Here is a 19363-nt window from a genome sequence, read left to right as displayed (position 1 = left end):
GCAGGGCCCGCACGGGCCCTGCCCCCCCGCTCAGTCGACCAGCCCCTCCCAGGCCTTCCGGTACTCGGCGTGCTGGGCCTCGTACCCGAGGCGGAAGTGCTCCGCCTCGGGTGTGATGTTCCTGCGGTCCATGGTCCGCGGAGGTATCAGCCGGGCCACGTCCGCGAAGGCACCCGCCGCCGCATCGGCGACGGGCCCGCCCCGCTGCCGGGCGGCGAGGACGTCGAGGCCCGTGGTCCGCAGGAGGCCCTCGAAGACCGACCGCGGTCGGCTCGCCGTGTCCTCCAGCTCCCGGTCCGTGGCCGGGATCACCCGCCCGGCCGAGGCGAACCCCCGCACCGCCCGCAAGGCCGCGTACAGCCGCCCCCACTGATACGGCTTCCCGTCCTCGACCTTCCCCACCGGTCTCCCCTCCCGCTCCGTCCACGGCACCGCCCGTCCGGCGGCCCCGGGGACTGCATACCCGCTCCGGAGGGAATTGTTGCGGCGGGATGAAATCGCACGTCGGCCGTGTTGGGCCTTCCGGTAGAGCAGGACGGATGGGAGGCCACTCGTGGCGGCGGTCGGGGAGAAACAGCAGGGCTGGGCGCGCAGGCTGGCCGGGTACGCGTGGCGGTACAAGGCGAACACGCTGCTCGCGCTCGGGTCCTCCCTGGCCGGCATGGCCGTCCTCGCGCTCGTTCCGCTCGTCACCAAGGTGATCATCGACGACGTCATCGGGACGAAGACCCGGGACCTCGGCGTCTGGACGGGGCTGCTCATCGGCGCCGCCGTCCTCGTCTACGTCCTCACCTACGTCCGCCGCTACTACGGCGGCCGGCTCGCCCTCGACGTCCAGCACGATCTGCGGACCGACATGTACGCCACCGTCACCCGGCTCGACGGGCGGCGGCAGGACGAGCTGTCCACGGGGCAGGTCGTCGGGCGGGCCACCAGCGACCTCCAGCTGATCCAGGGCCTCCTCTTCATGCTCCCGATGACCATCGGGAACATCCTGCTCTTCCTCATCTCGCTGGCCGTCATGGCCTATCTGTCGATCCCGCTCACCCTCGTCGCGCTCGCCGTCGCCCCCGCCCTCTGGTGGATCGCCAAGCGCAGCCGCACCCGTCTCCACCCGGCCACCTGGCACGCGCAGCAGCAGGCCGCCGTCGTCGCCGGGGTCGTCGACGGGGCCGTGACCGGCGTCCGGGTCGTCAAGGGCTTCGGCCAGGAGGACCAGGAGACCGGCAAGATCCGCGAGGCCGGGCGGAAGCTGTTCGCGGGGCGCCTGCGGACCATCCGGCTGAACTCGAAGTACACCCCCGCCCTCCAGGCCGTGCCCGCCCTCGGCCAGGTCGCGGTCCTCGCGCTCGGCGGCTGGCTCGCCTACCGGCACCAGATCACCCTCGGCACCTTCGTCGCCTTCTCCTCCTATCTGGCCTCCCTCGTCGGCCCGGTCCGCATGCTCGCCATGGTCCTCACCGTCGGCCAGCAGGCCCGCGCCGGCGTCGAGCGGGTCTACGACCTCATCGACACCGAGCCGGTGATCAAGGACGGCACCAAGGAGCTGCCCGCCGACGCCCCCGCCACCGTCGAGTTCGACGACGTCTCCTTCGCCTACCAAGACGGGCGGCCCGTCCTCGACGGCTTCTCGCTGGAGATCCGGCCCGGCGAGACCGTCGCCGTCGTCGGCGCCTCCGGCTCCGGCAAGTCCACCGTCTCGCTCCTCCTGCCCCGCTTCTACGACGTCACCCACGGCGCCGTCCTCGTCGGCGGCCACGACGTCCGCGAGCTCACCCTCGACTCCCTGCGCGCCGCCGTCGGCCTCGTCCCCGAGGACTCCTTCCTCTTCTCCGACACCGTCGCCGCGAACATCGCGTACGGCGTCCCCGACGCCACCCGCGAGCAGATCGAGACCGCCGCCCGCGCCGCCCAGGCGGACCGTTTCATCGCCGAGCTCCCCAACGGCTACGACACCAAGGTCGGCGAGCACGGCCTCACCCTCTCCGGCGGCCAGCGCCAGCGCGTCGCCCTCGCCCGCGCGATCCTCACCGACCCCCGGCTGCTCCTCCTCGACGACGCCACCTCCGCCGTCGACGCCAAGGTCGAGCACGAGATCCACGAGGCCCTGAAGTCCGTGATGGCGGGCCGTACGACCCTGCTCATCGCCCACCGCCGCTCCACCCTCGGCCTGGCCGACCGCATCGCCGTCCTCGACGACGGCCGCCTCGCCGACATCGGCACCCACGCCGAGCTGGAGCAGCGCTCCGCGCTCTTCCGCCGCCTCCTCACCGACCCCGAGGAGCTCGGCGCCGTCTCGCCCGGCCACGTCATGCCGCCCGAGCTCCCCGAGGACCGCACGCTGCGGGCCGAGCTGGACGCCGAGTTCGACGCCGAGCGGGGCATCACCCCCACCCTGTGGGTACGGGACGAGACCACCGGCCGCGAGAGCCCGGCGCCCGGAGCCACCCCCGAACTCCTCGCCGCCGTCGAGGCCCTTCCGCCCGCCACCGACACCCCCGACATCGACGAGGCCCGCGCCGTGTCGCCCGAGGACGCGTACGGCCTCCGCCGGCTGCTCCGCGGCTTCGGCGTCCCGCTGCTCATCAGCCTCGGCCTGGTCGCCCTCGACGCGGGCGCGGGCCTGCTGCTTCCGGTCCTGATCCGGCACGGCATCGACGAGGGCGTGAACCGGCTCGCGATCGGCGCCGTCTGGGCGGCCTCCGCCCTCGCCCTCGTCACCGTCCTCGTGCAGTGGGTCGCGCAGACCGCCGAGACCCGGATGACCGGCCGCACCGGCGAACGGGTCCTGTACGCGCTGCGCCTGAAGATCTTCGCCCAGCTCCAGCGGCTCGGCCTCGACTACTACGAGCGCGAGCTCACCGGCCGGATCATGACCCGGATGACGACGGACGTCGACGCCCTGTCGACGTTCCTGCAGACGGGCCTGGTCACCGCCTTCGTCTCGGTCGTGACCTTCTTCGGCATCATGGTCGCGCTGCTCGTGCTCGACCTCCAGCTCGCCCTGGTCGTCTTCGCGACCCTGCCGGTGCTCGCGATCGCCACGTACTACTTCCGCCGCTCCAGCGTGAAGGCGTACGAGCTGGCGCGCGAGCGGATCAGCGTCGTCAACGCCGACCTCCAGGAGTCCGTCTCCGGCCTCCGCATCGTGCAGGCCTTCCGCCGCGAGCGCTCGGGCGCGGCCCGGTTCGCGGAGCGCAGCGACTCGTACCGCCAGGCGCGCGTCCGGGGCCAGTGGCTGATCTCGGTCTACTTCCCGTTCGTGACCCTGCTGTCCTCCGTCGCGGCCGCCGCCGTCATGATCGTCGGCGCGAACCGCATCGAGGCCGGCACCCTCACCACCGGCGCCCTCGTCGCCTACCTCCTCTACATCGACCTCTTCTTCGCCCCCGTGCAGCAGCTCTCGCAGGTCTTCGACGGCTACCAGCAGGCCGCCGTCTCGCTGAAGCGCATGCAGGAGCTCCTCCAGGAGCCGACGTCGACGGCCGCCGCCGACGCGCCCCTGGACGTGCTCTCGCTGCGCGGCGAGATCGCCTTCGAGGACGTGTCGTTCGCGTACGGGGACGAGGAGGAGGCCCTCACCGGGATCGACCTGCGCATCCCCGCCGGGCAGACCGTCGCCTTCGTCGGCGAGACCGGCGCCGGCAAGTCCACCCTGGTCAAGCTGGTCGCCCGGTTCTACGACCCGACGGGCGGCCGGGTCACCGCCGACGGCGCCGACCTGCGCGACCTCGACCTCACCGCGTACCGCCACCGGCTCGGCGTCGTCCCCCAGGAGGCGTACCTCTTCGCCGGGACGATCCGCGACGCCATCGCGTACGGCCGCCCCGACGCCACCGACGCCGAGGTCGAGGCGGCGGCCCGCGCGGTCGGCGCGCACGACATGATCGCCACGCTCGACGGCGGCTACCTCCACGAGGTCGCCGAGCGCGGCCGCAACCTGTCCGCCGGGCAGCGCCAGCTGATCGCCCTCGCCCGCGCCGAGCTCGTCGACCCGGACATCCTGCTCCTGGACGAGGCCACGGCGGCCCTGGACCTGGCGACCGAGGCCCAGGTCAACCAGGCCACCGACCGGCTCGCGGGCCGCCGCACGACCCTCGTCGTCGCCCACCGCCTGACGACGGCGGCGCGCGCGGACCGGGTGGTCGTGATGGACCACGGCCGGGTGGCGGAGGACGGCACCCACGACGAACTCCTGGCCCTGGGCGGCCGGTACGCGACGCTGTGGAACACGTTCATCGGGGAGGCGGAGCCGGAGCGGGTCTGAGTCCGATCCTGAGTACGGGGGATCCGCCGGGTGAGTATCCCGGCGGATCCCCCGCCCCCGTCCGCCCGGCTTGAATCGGGGACATGAGCCACGCCCCCCGTGCCCGCGCCACCGTCTCGCCCGCCGTTCCCTCCGCCGCCGACCTGGAGGCCCGGCGGCTGCGGAAGCGGTCCGTGATCGGGGCCGGTCTCTTCGTGCCCGCGACCGTGCTCGCCGGCATCGCCGCCCTGACCACGGAGAACGCGGGCCGCTGCGTCGAGTACGGGGAGGGCTGCGGCTCGACTCCGGGCTCTGTGTACGTCGTGATCCTGGCGCTGGCGGCCGTGGCCTTCGTGGCCGCTCAGAGTACGGAGCGCGGCACCGTCCGCCGGGCGGCGTTCTGGACCCAGCTCGGCGCGGAACTCGTCTTCCTGCTGCTGGTCATGACGGTCTTCGCCTGACCCGTACATGCGGAGGCAACCATTCCCGGACCTCGTGCGTCGTACGGCCGTACGACGACTCGCCCGGGAGAGGAACGCATGACCACAGACGCCGGCACGCCCCGGACGCTCGCCCGCGTGCTCGTCCCGCTCCTCGCCGCCCTCGCGCTGCTCCTCCTCCCCGGCCCCGGGCCGGGCGGCGGGACCGCCGACGCCGTCTCCGTCTGCCACGGCCGGCCCACCCGGACGATCACCTTCGCCACCGGCGAGCTGCGCCTCTACCGGACCCGCCAGTACGTCTGCGCCGTCACCGTCGCCAAACGGCCGGGCCCGCGCCGTCCGATGGCCGTGTCGCTCCAGCCGCGCGGCGGGCGGGCCGTCGTCCGGTCGGGGCGGTTCGACCAGCAGGCGGGGCCGCTGACCGTCCACGCGCTCAACCGCTGCGTCCGGGCGAGCGGTTCGGTGGCGGGCCGGGGGACGGCGACGGGCTGGATCCTGTGCTGATGTACAGGAAAGTCCAAGAGTAAGGATCAACTGGGTCTGGCGGTCCACACGTTGCCCCCGCTAGGTTCGCGACACCGTTGTGAACCAAGGGGAGGGTGAATGCGCAAGTCGCTGAGATGGGCGCTGTCGCTTTCGGTGCTCATAGGCACCGTCGGGTCGACCGGTGTGGCTACCGCCGCGGACACGGAGACCGGCAGCGCGGCCGTCGTCGACTCGCAGAGCACGAGCACGGACATCAAGGACCGCATCCTGGCGATCCCCGGGATGAGCCTGATCGAGGAGAAGCCGTACGCCGGCTACCGCTACTTCGTCCTCAATTACGAGCAGCCGATCGACCACAAGCGCCCGTGGGCGGGCACGTTCCAGCAGCGGATCTCGATCCTCCACAAGGACACGAGCCGCCCGACCGTCTTCCGCACCAGCGGCTACGGTCTGTCCACCACGCCGAGCCGGACCGAGCCGACCCGGATCATCGACGGCAACCAGGTCTCCATGGAGTACCGCTTCTTCACGCCGTCCCGCCCGCAGCCGGCCGACTGGTCGAAGCTGGACATCTGGCAGGCGGCCAGCGACCAGCACCGCATCTACACGGCGCTGAAGTCGGTCTACGGGAAGAACTGGCTGTCCACGGGCGCCTCGAAGGGCGGCATGACCGCCACGTACTACGAGCGCTTCTACCCGCGCGACATGGACGGCGTCGTCGCGTACGTGGCGCCGAACGACGTGGTCAACAAGGAGGACTCGGCCTACGACCGGTTCTTCGAGACCGTCGGTACGAAGGACTGCCGCGACCGTCTGAACAACATGCAGCGCGAGGCCCTCGTCCGGCGCGAGCCGCTGGAGAAGAAGTACAAGGCCTGGGCCGAGTCCGAGGGCGCCACCTTCAACACGGTCGGCTCGCTCGACAAGGCGTACGAGGCCGTCGTCCTCGACTTCGTGTGGGGCTTCTGGCAGTACTACGGCCAGGACGTCTGCGACCAGATCCCGGACGCGGCGACCGCGAGCGACGACGTCGTGTACGAGACGATCGACGCGTACTCCGGCTGGTCCGCGTACACCGACCAGGGCCTGGAGTACTACACGCCGTACTACTACCAGGCGGCGACCGAGCTCGGCTCGCCCACCATCAAGCAGCCGCACCTCGACGGCCTGAGCCGCTACGGCTACCAGCCGGCCAGCAGCTTCGTGCCGAGCGAGATCCCCATGAAGTTCAAGCCGTGGGTCATGCGCGACGTCGACGACTGGGTCCGCAAGAACGCGAACCAGATGCTCTTCGTCTACGGCGGCAACGACCCGTGGGGCTCGGAGAAGTTCCGCGTCGGCAAGGGCACGCGTGACTCCTACGTGTACGTGGCGCCGGGCATGAACCACGGCGCGAACGTCGCCGGCCTCGTCCAGGCCGAGCGCGAGAACGCCACGGCCCGCATCCTGGCCTGGGCGGGCGTCCCGGCCCCGGCGGTGGCGGCGGCGAAGCCGCTCGCCGCGTTCGACGCCCGCGTCGACGCGCCGGTCGACGAGGACACCACCCGCGAACACGGCCTGCGCCCGTAGCACCCTGGGCGCCGCCCCCCGTGTGGGCAATCGTCCCGCAGGGCGGGACGGGTGGGCACACGGGACGGCGCCCTTCCGCGGCGCCTCCGCGTTCCGCGCCCTGACCCGCACCATCAGGACCGTCGTCCCAGGGGTGCGGGTTCAGGCGCGGGAGCCTCGGGCGCCGGCAGGGGCGCCGTTCCGTTGTGCCCACCCGTTCCGCCCCTTGCGGAACGCCTGCCCACAACGGGCGGCGCGCGCCCGTCAGCGGTCGTAAGACAGCCCGTATCCCACCGGGTACAGGACCTTCGTCGGGTCGTCCGCGTGCTGGATCGGGACCGGGAGCCGGCCCCGGGGCCGGGCCCGGCCCGCCAGGACGCGGACGGCGGCCCGGAGTTCGACGTCCGTCCAGGAGTACGCGGCGAGGGCCGCCCGCTGGCCGCCCAGACGCGCGACGTCGTAAGGGTTCCGGATCGCGACCGTCACCACCGGCACCCCCGAAGCCACGAGCCGCGCCACCAGCGTGCGCTGAGGGCTGGTCGCGGACACGTTGTACGTACCCACGACGACGACGTCCTTGCCCGCCGCCGCCCCCACCGCCTCCTCGATCCTCGCGGCCGTCGGCGTGATCCCGGTCGACAGTGCCGTCGCGGTGAAGCCCAGCTCCGAGAGCGCCGTCGCGAGCGTCGTCGTCGGCGGCCCCGTCGTACCGGACGGAGAGGCCGGGTCGGCGCCGACGACGAGCACCGAGCGGTGGGACGCCGGGCTCAGCGGCAGGAAGCCGTCCTCGTTGACGAGGAGCGTCGTGGTGGCCTCGGCGATCCGGTCCGCGTGGGCGAGGTGGGAGTCTGTGCCGACGACCCGGTCGACGGCCGCCCGGGTCGCGTACGCCTGCCGGAACAGCCCCAGCTTCGCCTTGAGCCGCAGGATCCGCAGGATCGATTCGTCGAGCCGGGCCTCCGTCAGTTCGCCGTCCCTGACGGCCTTCAGGACCGCGTTCCAGGCGACGTCGAGCTTGGGCGGGTTGAGCAGCTGGTCGACGCCGGCCTTGAGGGCGAGGACCGGGACGCGCTCGTCCCCGTACTTGGTGCGTACGCCCTCCATGCCGAGGGAGTCGGTGACCACCACGCCGTCGTAGCCGAGCTGCTCGCGCAGGATGCCGGTGAGGATGGGCCGGGAGAGCGTCGCCGGGTCCTCGCTGGGGTCGAGCGCGGGGACCACGATGTGCGCGGTCATGATCGAGTCGATGCCGGCGTCGATCGCGGACCGGAACGGCGGCGCGTCGAGCTCGGCCCACTGCTCCCGGGTGTGGGTGATCGTCGGCAGGCCGAAGTGGCTGTCGACGGCGGTGTCGCCGTGCCCCGGGAAGTGCTTGGAGGTGGCCGCGACCCCGGCCCGCTGGTACCCCTTGACCTGGGCGGCGACGAGCCCGGCGACGGCCTGCGGGTCGGAGCCGAAGGAGCGGACCCCGATGACGGGGTTGGCCGGGTTGACGTTCACGTCGGCGACGGGGGCGTAGTTCTGCCGGATGCCGACGGCGGCGAGTTCCTCGCCCGCGATCTCCGCGGCCTTGCGGGCGTCCGCGTGCGAGCCGCCGGCGCCGAGGGCCATCGCCCCGGGCAGCAGGGTGGCGGGCTTGCCGACCCGGCAGACGATGCCGTGCTCCTGGTCGGTGGAGATGAGCACCGGGACCGGCGTGGGCTGGGCGAGCGCGGCCTGCTGGATGCCGTTGGAGAGGGCGGCGATCTGCTGCGGGTCGCGGGTGTTGTGGGCCCAGGAGAAGTAGATGACTCCGCCGACGTGGTAGCGCTCGACCAGTTCGGCGGCGGTGCGGACGCCGATCTCCTTGAGGTTGGCGTCGATGTCGGCTTGGTCGGGGGCGGTGGCGGAGTGGCCGTAGACCCGCATCACGAAGAGCTGGCCGACCTTCTCCTCCAGCGACATCCCGTCGATGATCCGCTGGAGTCTCAGGTCGGTGGCCCGGACGTCGGTCTCCGCGTGGGCGGCGGGGGCGGTGAAGCCGGTGACGGCCGCCGCGGCGGCTGCGGCGGTCACCGTGAGGAGGGTGCGTCGGGAGGGGGCGGGGGCGCGGTGGTGCACTGATGCTCCTTCCGGCCGTGCAAGGTTGAAGGAAACTTCCAAGGTGTCACGGATAGCCCGAAAGTAACTGCCAGGTCAAGGACCCGCGCAGGAATCGTTCCCGCCCGCCTCAGGCGGCCGAGGCGATCGTGGGCCAGAGCTCCTGGAGCGTACGGACCGTCTCCCGGATCGCCGGGCGCCGCGCCGCACCGGTCCGCCACATGGCGTGCAGCCGGCGCGTCGGCGTCGGGTCGAGCCGGACCGGCACGACCTCCGGCGGCAGGGTCCCGCGGCCCAGGCGCGGGACGAGCGCGATGCCGAGACCGGCCGCCACCAGGGCCACCTGGGTGTGGTTCTCCTCCGCCTGATGGACGATCAGCGGCTCGTACCCGGTCGCCCGCAGCGTCCGCGTCAGCCAGTCGTGGCAGACCGTCCCCGGCGGCTGCGAGATCCACCGCTCCTCGGCCAGCTCCTCCCGGCGCACCGAGTCCCGCGCCGCCAGCGGATGGTCCCGGTGGACGAGGATGTCGCACAGGTCGTCGCCGATGACCACCTGTGCGACCCCCGGCGGCGTCGGAAGCGGCGCGATGTCCCAGTCGTGCGCCACCGCCAGGTCGATCACGCCCCGCGCCACCAGGTCGACCGAGAGGTGCGGGTCCACCTCCGAGAGGCGGGCGTCGAGGTCCGGGTGGAGCCGGGCCAGCTCGGCGAGCGCCCGGGGCATCAGACCGCGCGCCGCGCTCGCGAAGCAGGCGATCGCGAGCCGCCCGGCGGGCCGGCCGCGCCGCTCTTCGAGCCGGACCTCCGCCTCCTCGACGAGTGCGAGCAACTGGCGTGCGGTGGAGGCGAGTTGATGGGCGTCGTCGGTGAGCCGGATGCCGCGGCCGCTGCGTTCGAGCAGGGTCGTACGGGTCTCCCGCTCCAGCTTCGCGATCTGCTGCGAGACCGCGGACGGGGTGTAGCCGAGGGCGGTGGCGGCGGCGCCGACACTGCCGTGGACGGCGACGGCGTGCAGGGCGCGCAGACGGCCGAGATCCAGCACGGGCACCTCCTGTGAGCGTTCCCGGAGGGTCCGGGACGGTCCTGGATGTAGGGATGCTTCATCCCATCATGAAGAGACCTGTGCTGGTGCTACACGGTCGGCGGCGGCCATGCTCAACGGCATGCGCCCCGCCCACATCGCCCTCGCCGCCCTGGTCGCCGCCGTCTGGGGAGTCAACTTCGTCGTCATCGAGATCGGCCTCGACCACTTCCCGCCGCTGCTCTTCTCCGCCCTCCGCTTCCTCGTCGCCGCCCTTCCGGCGGTGTTCCTCGTCGGCCGTCCGAAGGTCGCCTGGAAGTGGATCGCGGGCGTCGGACTCGTCCTCGGCGTGGCCAAGTTCGGGCTGCTCTTCACCGGTATGGACCTCGGCGCACCGGCCGGACTCTCCTCCCTCGTCCTCCAGGTCCAGGCCGTCTTCACGGCCCTCTTCGCCTTCGCCGCCCTCGGCGAACGCCCCGGGCGGCGCCAACTGCTCGGAATGGCGGTGGCCCTCGCCGGCATCGGCGTCGCCGCCGTCGACGAGGGCGGCTCGGGTCCGCTCGTCGGCTTCGCCCTGGTGATCGCCGCGGCGGCCTGCTGGGGCGTCTCCAACGTCCTGACCCGCAAGGCCGCACCGCCCGACGCCCTCAACTTCATGGTCTGGGTCAGTACGGTGCCGGTCCTGCCGCTCCTCGCCCTCTCCCTCCTCCTGGAGGGCCCCGAGCGCGACCTCGCGGCGCTGCGCGGGCTCGACTGGACGGGCGTCGGCGTCATCGCGTACGTCGCCTGGATCACGACCGTCTTCGGCTTCGGCGCCTGGGGCTGGCTCCTCCGCCGCCACCCCGCCTCCTCCGTCGCCCCCTTCTCCCTCCTCGTGCCCGTCTTCGGCATGTCCTCGGCCGCCCTCGTCCTGGGCGAGTCGGTGAGCCCGCTCCGCTGGTGCGCGGCGGCGCTGCTCGTCGGGGGAGTGGCGCTGACCTCGCTCGCACCGCGCCGGATCCCGGGACGGGGCGCGGGCCAGGGCGCGGGACGGAATTCCATGGCGCCCGCCGAGCCCGTGGCCGTATCGTTCCCCCGTCCCACCAGCGAGGAAAGGCGCGCATGACCTTCGAGAACGTCATCGTCGACAGCACCGAACCCGCCCCCGGCACCGTCCTGTTGGCCGGCATCCCCGGCAGCGGGAAGTCCACGGTCGCGGCGGCCCTCGCGGCGCGGTTCGCCCGCGCCGCGCACATCGAGGTCGACCACCTCCAGGAGCTGATCGTCCAGGGCTGCCACTGGCCGACCCCGGACGGCGACCCGGAGGCGGACCGCCAGATCCTGCTGCGCGCCCGCAACGGCTGTCTGCTCGCGGACAGCTTCGCCGCGGCCGGCTTCCTGCCGGTCCTCGACGACGTGGTCGTACGCCGCTCCCATCTGGACTTCTACCGCGCCCACGCGAAGGCGGTCCCGCTCCACGTGGTGATCCTCGCCCCCGGCCCGGACAAGGCCTGGGAGCGCAACAACGCCCGCCACAAGAAGCTGACGACGAACTGGGCGTTCCTGGACGAGGCCATGCGCGCGGAACTCTCCGGCGAGGGCGTCTGGATCGACAACGCCGAGCAGACGGTCGAGGAGACGGTCGACGCGGTTCTCGCGGCGACGGGCCTGGGCGCCCACGCGGACGCGAACGGCTCCGCCGGCTCGTAGCGACCGCTGACGCCCCCGAGCGGCCCCTCCACCGAGAGGTCGAGCCGGCGGCCAGAACCCCGGTGCTTTCGGCGGGGAGTCGGTCATCACCGGGTGAACCGCGGTCCACCGCGGCGGCGCGGGGTCGGGGCCCCGCACGCCGACCCGCTCGACGCCCCGGGCCGGCGCCCACGGTCGGGGAGAAACCTCCCCGAAGGGGTACGGCCCGTCCAGGCCTCCGCTACCCCCGCGGCCGGGCCGTCGACCCCCGTACCACCAGCTCGCCCGGCACCGTCTCCACCGCGTCCGCCGGAGGCGCCTCCGCGCCCGTCGCCAGGCGGCCCGCGCGGATCCCCGCCTCGTGCAACGGCAGTCGTACGGTCGTCAGGGCCGGGACCGCGTCCACCGAGAACGGCAGGTCGTCGAAGCCCGCGACCGACACGTCGCCCGGGATCGACAGGCCCCGTTCCCGCAGGGCCGCGCAGACGCCGAGCGCCACCGTGTCGTTGGCGGCGACGACCGCCGTGAGGTGCGGGTCCCGGGCGAGGAGTTCCGCCGTCGCCTCGTGGCCGGAGGCGCGGTCGTACGGGCCGTGGACCGTCGGGCCCTCCGCCACGCCCGCCGCCGCGAGCGCCTCCCGGTGGCCCTCCAGGCGGTGCCGGGTGGTGGTGCGATCGGCCGGCCCCGCCACGTAGCCGATCCGCCGGTGGCCGAGGCCGAGCAGGTGCTCGGTGAGCCGCCGCCCCCCGCTCCGGTTGTCGAAGACGAGCGCCGCCGTGCTCGCGTCGCCCGGGACCGGCGGCCGCCCGCACAGCACCACCCGGGTCCCGGCCTCCGCCAGCTTCGTCAGCTTCCCGGCCGTCGCCGCGAGGTGCTCGGGGTCCTCCAGGGAGCCGCCCATGAGGATCACGGCCGCGGCCCGCTGCCGCTGCAGCAGGGTGAGGTAGGTCAGCTCGCGCTCGGGGGCGCCGCCCGTGTTGCAGACGACGGCGAGCTTCTCGCCCCCGCCGCGCCCCGTCGCGCTCTCCCCGATCGCGCTCTGCGCCGCGCCCGCCATGATCCCGAAGAAGGGGTCGGCGATGTCGTTGACGAGGACGCCGACCAGGTCGGACGTGGCGGCGGCGAGGGAGCTCGCGGGGCCGTTGAGGACGTAGTCGAGTTCGTCCACGGCCCGCAGCACCCGTTCCCGGGTCGACGCGGCGACCGGGTAGTTGCCGTTCAGGACGCGGGAGACGGTGGCGGGGGAGACCCCGGCGCGGGCGGCCACGTCCGCCAGGGTGACGGTCATCGCGTGCGTACCTCCAGCATCGTGTGCGTACCTCCGCCCCCTTGTCGACGGCGATGTCGGCAGGCTAGCGTCATCCTCGATGGAAAGCGCTTTCTATCCGGAGCTGGGGGAGGGCGCTGAGCACCGCGGAGAGGAACCTTTCGTGACACGCAGGACAGTCCGCATCGCCATGAACGGCGTCACCGGGCGCATGGGATACCGCCAGCACCTCGTCCGCTCGATCCTCGCCCTGCGCGAACAGGGCGGCCTCGACCTCGGCAACGGCGAGACCCTCTGGCCCGAGCCGGTCCTCGTCGGCCGCCGCGAACACGCCCTGCGCGCCCTCGCCGAGCGCCACGGACTCACCGAGTGGTCCACCGACCTCGACGCCGTCCTCGCCGACGAGACCGTCGACGTCTACTTCGACGCCCAGGTCACCTCGGCCCGCGTCGAGGCGATCACCAGGGCCATCGCCGCCGGCAAGCACGTCTACACCGAGAAGCCCACCGCGGCCGACCTCGCCGGCGCCCTGGAACTCGCCCGACTCGCCGAGGCGAAGGGCATCAAGCACGGCGTCGTCCAGGACAAGCTCTTCCTCCCCGGCCTGCTCAAGCTCAAGCGCCTGATCGACGGCGGCTTCTTCGGCGAGATCCTGTCCGTACGCGGCGAGTTCGGCTACTGGGTGTTCGAGGGCGACTGGCAGGACGCCCAGCGCCCCAGCTGGAACTACCGCGCGGAGGACGGCGGCGGCATCGTCGTCGACATGTTCCCGCACTGGGAGTACGTGCTCCACGAGCTCTTCGGCCGGGTCACCTCCGTCACCGCCCAGGTCGCCACCCACGTCCCGCAGCGCTGGGACGAGCAGGGCAAGCCGTACGCCGCCACCGCCGACGACGCCGCGTACGGCATCTTCCAGCTGGAGGGCGGCGCCGTCGCCCAGATCAACTCCTCCTGGACGGTCCGCGTCCACCGCGACGAGCTCGTCGAGTTCCAGGTCGACGGCACCCACGGCTCCGCCGTCGCCGGACTGCGCGGCTGCCGCGTCCAGCACCGCTCGGCCACCCCGAAGCCCGTCTGGAACCCCGACATCCCCGCCACCGAGTCCTTCCGCGAGCAGTGGCAGGAGGTCCCCGACAACGCCGAGTTCGACAACGGCTTCAAGGCCCAGTGGGAGCTGTTCCTCCGGCACATCGCGCTCGACGAGCCGTACCACTGGGACCTCCTCGCCGGCGCCCGCGGCGTCCAGCTCGCCGAGCTGGGCCTGCGGTCGGCAGCCGAGGGCCGCCGCCTCGACGTCCCGGAAGTGACCCTGTGACGATCCGCCTCCCTTCCCCGGACGGCTCCACGCGCGCGTACGAGCCCCGCACCGAACCGCTCACGCTCTCCGCGACCGGCCCCCTGACCTCCCGTACGGTCTTCTCCGCCGCGCACGTCGTCGCCGACCCGTACGCCGACACCACCCCCGACTCCCCGGCCGCCGTCGACTGGGACGCCACCCTCGCCTTCCGCCGCCACCTCTGGTCCCACGGCCTCGGGGTCGCCGAGGCCATGGACACCGCGCAGCGCGGGATGGGCCTGGACTGGGCGGGCGCGGCGGAGCTGATCCGCCGGAGCGCGGCGGAGGCGCACGCCGTCGGCGGCCGCATCGCCTGCGGCGTCGGCACCGACCAGATCACCGCCGGGACCCTGCCGGAGATCCGCACCGCCTACGAGGAGCAGCTCGCGGTCGTGGAGGAGGCGGGCGCACAGGCCATCCTCATGGCCTCCCGGGCCCTCGCGGCCGCCGCGCAGGGCCCCGAGGACTACCTCGACCTCTACGGCCACCTGCTCCGGCAGGCGAGCGAGCCGGTGATCCTGCACTGGCTGGGCCCCATGTTCGACCCGGCCCTCGACGGCTACTGGGGCTCGGCGGACCTCGACGCGGCCACCGAGACCCTCCTCGACGTGATCGCGGCCCACCCCGACAAGGTCGACGGCATCAAGGTCTCGCTCCTCGACGCCCGGCGCGAGGTCGAGCTGCGCCGCCGCCTCCCGGAGGGCGTCCGCTGCTACACGGGCGACGACTTCCACTACCCGGAGCTGATCGCGGGCGACGAACAGGGCTTCAGCCACGCCCTGCTCGGCATCTTCGACCCGCTGGGCCCGCTGGCGGCGGAGGCGGTGAGGACGCTCGACACCGGTGACGTCGACGGCTTCCGCAAGACCCTCGACCCGACCGTCGCCCTCTCCCGGCACCTCTTCCGGCCGCCCACCCGCTTCTACAAGACGGGCGTGGTGTTCCTCGCGTGGCTGGCCGGCCACCAGGAGCACTTCGCGATGGTCGGCGGCCTGCAGTCCGCGCGCTCGCTGCCGCACCTGGCCCGCGCGTACGAACTGGCCGACGGCCTGGGCCTGTTCCCGGACCCGGCCCGCGCGGAGTCCCGGATGCGCTCGCTCCTCACCGTGTACGGAGTACCTCAGTGAACCTCGACCGCTTCAGCATCAACCAGATGACGGTGAAACAGCTGGCCCTGCCCGAACTGGTCGAGCACTGCCTCCGACTGGGCATCGGGGGCGTCGGCCTGTGGCGCGAACCGGTGAGGGAGTACGGCGTCGAGGCAGCGGCCGACCTGGTGCGAGACGCGGGCCTGGCCGTCACCACCCTCTGCCGGGGCGGCTTCTTCACCTCGGACGGCTGGGAGGCGGAGAACCGTGCGGCGATCGACGAGGCGGTGACGCTCGGCACGGACACCCTGGTCCTGGTCTCCGGCGGCCTGACCCCGGCCTGCCCCGACCTCCTGTCGGCGAGGGCCCGCATCACGGAGGCGATCGCCGAACTGGCCCCCTACGCGTCCGACCGGGGGATCCGCCTGGCCATCGAGCCCCTGCACCCGATGTACGCCTCCGACCGGTGCGCGGTCTCCACCCTGGACCAGGCCCTGGAGATCGCGGAGCGCTTCCCGGCCGCGCGGGTGGGGGTCACGGTCGACACGTACCACCTGTGGTGGGACGACCGGGCCCCGGCAGCGGTGGAACGCGCGGGCGCGACGGGCCGCATCCACTCCTTCCAGCTCGCCGACTGGACGACCCCCCTCCCGGCGGGCGTCCTCAACGGCCGGGGCCAGCTGGGCACGGGCGCCATCGACCTCCCCGCCTGGGCCGCCCTCGTCGAGAAGGCCGGCTACACGGGCCCGGTGGAGGTGGAGCTCTTCAACGACGAACTGTGGGCGCGGGACGGGGTGGAGGTCCTGGAGGAGACGGTGGCGGCCTTCAGGGCGGTCTGACGCACGGCCGGCGCTCCGCCCCCACCGGCGTGGAGCGGAGCGCGGGAAGACCGGACCCTTGAAGGGTCAGCACGGGCGGATGTGCCACACCGGCGACCACGAGGCCGTTCCGTTCTGCGGGGCCGTGCCGGTCCACCTGAGGCTGCCGAGCACGCCCACACGGCGAAAAAACGCCACCTCGGATTCCGGGCGGTCGCGGTCACCCGCCCAGGTGCCGCACGTCCTGCTGCTCGACATCCTTGAGAACGCGGGCGACCGTGGCGAAGTCGTCGTCCCCGTGCAGGATGGTCAGCCCGTGGTGGACCGCCGTGGCGCAGAGAAGGAGATCGACGACGCCCGCCGCGCGGTGCTGCCCCTTCTGCGTCAGCTTGTACTGGGCGGTCTCCACCCACCGCCACGCGTCCTTGGGGACGCGCACCGACGCGAACAGGGCGGTGAGGTCCTCGTCGATCTCCTCGCGGTCGTCCGGGCCGACGGCGCTGAGAAGGATCTCCGCCCGGGTGGCCTCGCACATGCCGATGGCGCCGGTCTCGATCTCGGCGTCCCAGCGGCGCAGTGCCGTGGGGTCGGTGCCGAAGTGGACGTACGCGCTGGTGTCGATGAGGTAGGTGATCACCCGGCGTCTCCGCCGTGCTGGGCGGCCTTACGGGCTTCCCAGGCCCGGCGGAGGGGCTCCAGTTCCCCTCGCGCTCCGCGCTCCGCGAGACGCTGGAAGGCCGCCCGGCGGCGGTGACGCTTTATGACCTCTTCCAGCGCCGTGTTGATCGTGTCCTTCTTCGTGGTCGTACCCAGCAGCTTCGCGGCCTCGGCGAGCACGTCGTCGTCCACGTCCACGTTGGTCACGCCCATGACCGGCCTCCATGCGCATCATGTGGGAAGGAGACCCACTCTTCCCACATGGTAGCTCGGGACGGCCCCCGGAGCGGGAGTTGTCCACAGCCGCCCGCGATGTCAGCGCCCTTCGCTACGGTCTGGTCCATGTCCAACGAGGGTCAGCCGTACCGTCCCGCCGTCGTCGAGGGGGTGCTGGAGAGGATCACGTACGCCAACGAGGAGAGCGGGTACACGGTCGCCCGGGTCGACACCGGGCGGGGTGCCGGGGATCTGCTCACGGTGGTGGGTGCGCTGCTCGGTGCGCAGCCGGGGGAGTCGCTGCGGATGGAGGGGCGCTGGGGGTCCCACCCGCAGTACGGCAAGCAGTTCACCGTGGACAACTACACGACCGTGCTGCCCGCCACCATCCAGGGCATCCGGCGCTATCTCGGGTCCGGGCTCGTCAAGGGCATCGGGCCGGTCTTCGCCGACCGGATCACGCAGCACTTCGGGCTCGACACCCTCGACATCCTCGAGGAGGCCCCGGCCCGGCTGATCGAGGTGCCCGGGCTCGGGCCCAAGCGGACCAGGAACATCACCGCCGCCTGGGAGGAGCAGAAGGCCATCAAGGAGGTGATGGTCTTCCTCCAGGGGGTGGGGGTCTCCACCTCCATCGCCGTGCGGATCTACAAGAAGTACGGGGACGCGTCGATCTCCGTCGTCAGGAACCAGCCCTACCGGCTCGCCGCCGACGTCTGGGGCATCGGGTTCCTCACCGCCGACAAGATCGCCCAGTCCGTCGGCATCCCCCATGACAGTCCCGACCGGGTGAAGGCCGGCCTGCAGTACGCGCTGTCGCAGTCCAGCGACCAGGGGCACTGTTTCCTGCCCGAGGAGCGGCTCATCTCCGATGCCGTGAAGCTCCTCCAGGTCGACACCGGGCTCGTCATCGAGTGCCTCGGTGAGCTCGCCTCCGATCCCGAGGGGGTCGTGCGGGAGACCGTCCCCGGGCCCGAGGGGGTGCCCGTCACCGCCGTCTATCTGATCCCCTTCCACCGGGCCGAGCTGTCCCTCTCCGGGCAGCTGCGGCGGCTCCTGCGGACCGAGGAGGACCGGATGCCGGCCTTCCGGGGCGTGGCCTGGGACAAGGCCCTGGCCTGGCTCGCGGACCGTACGGGGGCCTCCCTCGCGCCCGAGCAGGAGGAGGCCGTGCGGCTCGCCCTCACCCGGAAGGTCGCCGTGCTCACCGGCGGCCCCGGCTGCGGCAAGTCCTTCACGGTCCGGTCGATCGTGGAGCTGGCCCGCGCCAAGAAGGCCAGGGTCGTGCTCGCCGCGCCCACCGGCCGGGCCGCCAAGCGGCTCGCCGAGCTGACCGGAGCCGAGGCCTCCACCGTCCACCGGCTGCTTGAGCTGAAGCCGGGCGGGGACGCGGCCTACGACCGGGACCGGCCCCTCGACGCCGACCTGATCGTCGTCGACGAGGCCTCCATGCTCGACCTGCTCCTGGCGAACAAGCTGGTCAAGGCGGTGGCACCGGGTGCCCATCTGCTGCTCGTGGGCGATGTGGACCAGTTGCCGTCGGTCGGTGCCGGTGAGGTCCTCGGTGACCTGCTGGCTCCCGGCAGCCCCGTACCGTCCGTGCGGCTGACGCGGATCTTCCGGCAGGCCCAGCAGTCCGGGGTGGTCACCAACGCGCACCGGATCAACGCGGGCACCCCGCCGCTCACCCAGGGCCTGCCGGACTTCTTCCTCTTCGTCGAGGAGGAGACGGAGGACGCCGCCCGGGTCGCCGTGGACGTCGCGTCCCGGCGGATTCCGGCCAAGTTCGGCCTCGATCCGCGCCGGGACGTCCAGGTCCTCGCCCCCATGCACCGCGGCCCGGCCGGCGCGGGCTCGCTCAACGGTCTGCTCCAGCAGGTGATCACCCCGGCCCGCCCCGACGTGCCGGAGAAGCGGTTCGGCGGCCGGGTCTTCCGGGTCGGCGACAAGGTGACCCAGATTCGGAACAACTATGAGAAGGGGGCCAACGGGGTCTTCAACGGTACGGTCGGCGTCGTCACGGCACTGGACACCGTCGAGCAGCGGCTGACGGTGCGGACGGACGAGGACGAGGAGGTGCCGTACGACTTCGACGAGCTGGACGAGCTCGCCCACGCGTACGCGGTCACCATCCACCGCTCGCAGGGCAGCGAGTATCCGGCGGTGGTGATCCCGGTCACCATGAGCGCCTGGATGATGCTCCAGCGGAACCTGCTCTACACGGCCGTGACCCGGGCCAAGAAGCTCGTCGTCCTGGTCGGCTCCCGCCGGGCGATCGCCCAGGCGGTCCGTACGGTCTCGGCGGGCAGGCGCTTTACCGCACTCGCTCATCGGCTCACAGGGGACGCCCTCGTGTGAAAGATCACGGAGGACTACCGGAACCGGGGCGAAGGGGGCAGGATATGAAGGTTGGCGGCACTGAGTGCCGCCGAATGGCCCAATGAGCGACCCCGAGTGCACTCTCCTGAGCCAAATGGGGGATGGTAGAGACAG

16 protein-coding genes are annotated in these 19363 nt (G+C 72.6%); 10 read left to right on the top strand and 6 right to left on the bottom strand.

Annotated elements, in window-relative coordinates; translation table 11 throughout:
* Nucleotides 1-30: 30 nt before the first annotated feature.
* Nucleotides 31-402 (bottom strand): hypothetical protein, encoded by a 372-nt coding sequence (locus AB5J54_RS14595; protein ID WP_369144348.1) that lies wholly within the window; start codon nt 400-402, stop codon nt 31-33.
* Nucleotides 403-553: 151 nt separating this feature from the next.
* Between AB5J54_RS14595 and AB5J54_RS14590 the strand changes: the two genes are divergently transcribed.
* The 4 genes from AB5J54_RS14590 to AB5J54_RS14575 all read left to right on the top strand — a co-directional run bounded on the left by AB5J54_RS14590 (nt 554) and on the right by AB5J54_RS14575 (nt 6741).
* Nucleotides 554-4267, top strand: coding sequence for an ABC transporter ATP-binding protein (locus AB5J54_RS14590; protein ID WP_369144347.1), 3714 nt, complete (start codon nt 554-556; stop codon nt 4265-4267).
* Nucleotides 4268-4350: 83 nt separating this feature from the next.
* Nucleotides 4351-4707, top strand: a complete 357-nt coding sequence (locus AB5J54_RS14585) for a hypothetical protein (RefSeq protein ID WP_369144346.1) — start codon at nt 4351-4353, stop codon at nt 4705-4707.
* A gap of 78 nt (nt 4708-4785) precedes the next feature.
* A complete protein-coding gene (locus tag AB5J54_RS14580) occupies nt 4786-5190 on the top strand; it encodes a hypothetical protein (protein WP_369144345.1) in 405 nt (134 codons plus the stop codon).
* A gap of 99 nt (nt 5191-5289) precedes the next feature.
* Complete coding sequence (locus AB5J54_RS14575) at nt 5290-6741, top strand: aminopeptidase (protein WP_369144344.1); 1452 nt, start codon at nt 5290-5292, stop codon at nt 6739-6741.
* A gap of 243 nt (nt 6742-6984) precedes the next feature.
* Here AB5J54_RS14575 and AB5J54_RS14570 read toward each other — a convergent pair whose 3' ends face one another.
* Together AB5J54_RS14570 and AB5J54_RS14565 are read right to left on the bottom strand one after the other, a co-directional pair.
* The gene (locus AB5J54_RS14570; RefSeq protein WP_369144343.1) at nt 6985-8820 is read right to left on the bottom strand and encodes a glycoside hydrolase family 3 protein; all 1836 of its coding nucleotides are present in this window, start codon (nt 8818-8820) and stop codon (nt 6985-6987) included.
* A 109-nt stretch (nt 8821-8929) separates the two neighbouring features.
* The gene (locus AB5J54_RS14565; protein WP_369144342.1) at nt 8930-9841 is read right to left on the bottom strand and encodes a LysR family transcriptional regulator; all 912 of its coding nucleotides are present in this window, start codon (nt 9839-9841) and stop codon (nt 8930-8932) included.
* A 121-nt stretch (nt 9842-9962) separates the two neighbouring features.
* Between AB5J54_RS14565 and AB5J54_RS14560 the strand changes: the two genes are divergently transcribed.
* Together AB5J54_RS14560 and AB5J54_RS14555 are read left to right on the top strand one after the other, a co-directional pair.
* The gene (locus tag AB5J54_RS14560; RefSeq protein WP_369144341.1) at nt 9963-10925 is read left to right on the top strand and encodes an EamA family transporter; all 963 of its coding nucleotides are present in this window, start codon (nt 9963-9965) and stop codon (nt 10923-10925) included.
* Nucleotides 10922-11509 carry an AAA family ATPase gene (locus AB5J54_RS14555; RefSeq protein ID WP_369144340.1) on the top strand — a complete coding sequence of 196 codons (588 nt, stop codon included), beginning with the start codon at nt 10922-10924 and terminating at the stop codon, nt 11507-11509. Before AB5J54_RS14560 ends, AB5J54_RS14555 begins: the two co-directional genes overlap by 4 nt.
* Before the next feature lie 220 nt (nt 11510-11729).
* On the opposite strand, the gene AB5J54_RS14550 is transcribed toward AB5J54_RS14555, so the two are convergent.
* Entirely contained in the window at nt 11730-12776 is a 1047-nt protein-coding gene (locus AB5J54_RS14550; protein WP_369144339.1) for a LacI family DNA-binding transcriptional regulator, read from the bottom strand.
* Nucleotides 12777-12918: 142 nt separating this feature from the next.
* Here AB5J54_RS14550 and AB5J54_RS14545 point away from each other — a divergent pair, with 142 nt between their 5' ends.
* From AB5J54_RS14545 to AB5J54_RS14535, 3 genes are read left to right on the top strand one after another with little or no spacing between them, the layout of a single operon-like run.
* The gene (locus tag AB5J54_RS14545) at nt 12919-14070 is read left to right on the top strand and encodes a Gfo/Idh/MocA family protein (protein ID WP_369144338.1); all 1152 of its coding nucleotides are present in this window, start codon (nt 12919-12921) and stop codon (nt 14068-14070) included.
* A complete protein-coding gene (locus AB5J54_RS14540) occupies nt 14067-15218 on the top strand; it encodes a dihydrodipicolinate synthase family protein (protein WP_369144337.1) in 1152 nt (383 codons plus the stop codon). Before AB5J54_RS14545 ends, AB5J54_RS14540 begins: the two co-directional genes overlap by 4 nt.
* A 26-nt stretch (nt 15219-15244) precedes the next feature.
* Nucleotides 15245-16018, top strand: coding sequence for a sugar phosphate isomerase/epimerase family protein (locus AB5J54_RS14535; RefSeq protein WP_369149332.1), 774 nt, complete (start codon nt 15245-15247; stop codon nt 16016-16018).
* A 199-nt stretch (nt 16019-16217) separates the two neighbouring features.
* Here AB5J54_RS14535 and AB5J54_RS14530 read toward each other — a convergent pair whose 3' ends face one another.
* Both AB5J54_RS14530 and AB5J54_RS14525 read right to left on the bottom strand, forming a co-directional pair.
* On the bottom strand, nt 16218-16634 hold the full coding sequence (locus AB5J54_RS14530; RefSeq protein WP_369144336.1) for a PIN domain nuclease: 417 nt from the start codon (nt 16632-16634) through the stop codon (nt 16218-16220).
* A complete protein-coding gene (locus tag AB5J54_RS14525) occupies nt 16631-16867 on the bottom strand; it encodes a type II toxin-antitoxin system VapB family antitoxin (RefSeq protein WP_369144335.1) in 237 nt (78 codons plus the stop codon). The genes AB5J54_RS14530 and AB5J54_RS14525 overlap by 4 nt, the downstream gene beginning before the upstream one ends.
* A gap of 129 nt (nt 16868-16996) precedes the next feature.
* On the opposite strand from AB5J54_RS14525, the gene AB5J54_RS14520 reads away from it, so the two are divergent.
* On the top strand, nt 16997-19228 hold the full coding sequence (locus AB5J54_RS14520; RefSeq protein WP_369144334.1) for an ATP-dependent RecD-like DNA helicase: 2232 nt from the start codon (nt 16997-16999) through the stop codon (nt 19226-19228).
* Nucleotides 19229-19363: the final 135 nt, after the last annotated feature.

This window comes from Streptomyces sp. R44, assembly GCF_041053105.1.
GTDB lineage: Bacteria > Actinomycetota > Actinomycetes > Streptomycetales > Streptomycetaceae > Streptomyces.
The sequence above is the reverse complement of the archived record's forward strand: the minus strand, read 5'-3'. Positions and strand labels throughout refer to the sequence as shown.

What these genes read in the sequence shown, in the direction of transcription:
- AB5J54_RS14585 (WP_369144346.1), top strand. Translation starts at nt 4,351, where the DNA reads ATGAGCCACGCCCCCCGTGCCCGCGCCACCGTCTCGCCCGCCGTTCCC.
- AB5J54_RS14580 (WP_369144345.1), top strand. Translation starts at nt 4,786, where the DNA reads ATGACCACAGACGCCGGCACGCCCCGGACGCTCGCCCGCGTGCTCGTC.
- AB5J54_RS14575 (WP_369144344.1), top strand. Translation starts at nt 5,290, where the DNA reads ATGCGCAAGTCGCTGAGATGGGCGCTGTCGCTTTCGGTGCTCATAGGC.
- AB5J54_RS14560 (WP_369144341.1), top strand. Translation starts at nt 9,963, where the DNA reads ATGCGCCCCGCCCACATCGCCCTCGCCGCCCTGGTCGCCGCCGTCTGG.
- AB5J54_RS14555 (WP_369144340.1), top strand. Translation starts at nt 10,922, where the DNA reads ATGACCTTCGAGAACGTCATCGTCGACAGCACCGAACCCGCCCCCGGC.
- AB5J54_RS14550 (WP_369144339.1), bottom strand. Translation starts at nt 12,776, where the DNA reads ATGACCGTCACCCTGGCGGACGTGGCCGCCCGCGCCGGGGTCTCCCCC.
- AB5J54_RS14535 (WP_369149332.1), top strand. Translation starts at nt 15,245, where the DNA reads ATGACGGTGAAACAGCTGGCCCTGCCCGAACTGGTCGAGCACTGCCTC.
- AB5J54_RS14525 (WP_369144335.1), bottom strand. Translation starts at nt 16,867, where the DNA reads ATGGGCGTGACCAACGTGGACGTGGACGACGACGTGCTCGCCGAGGCC.
- AB5J54_RS14520 (WP_369144334.1), top strand. Translation starts at nt 16,997, where the DNA reads ATGTCCAACGAGGGTCAGCCGTACCGTCCCGCCGTCGTCGAGGGGGTG.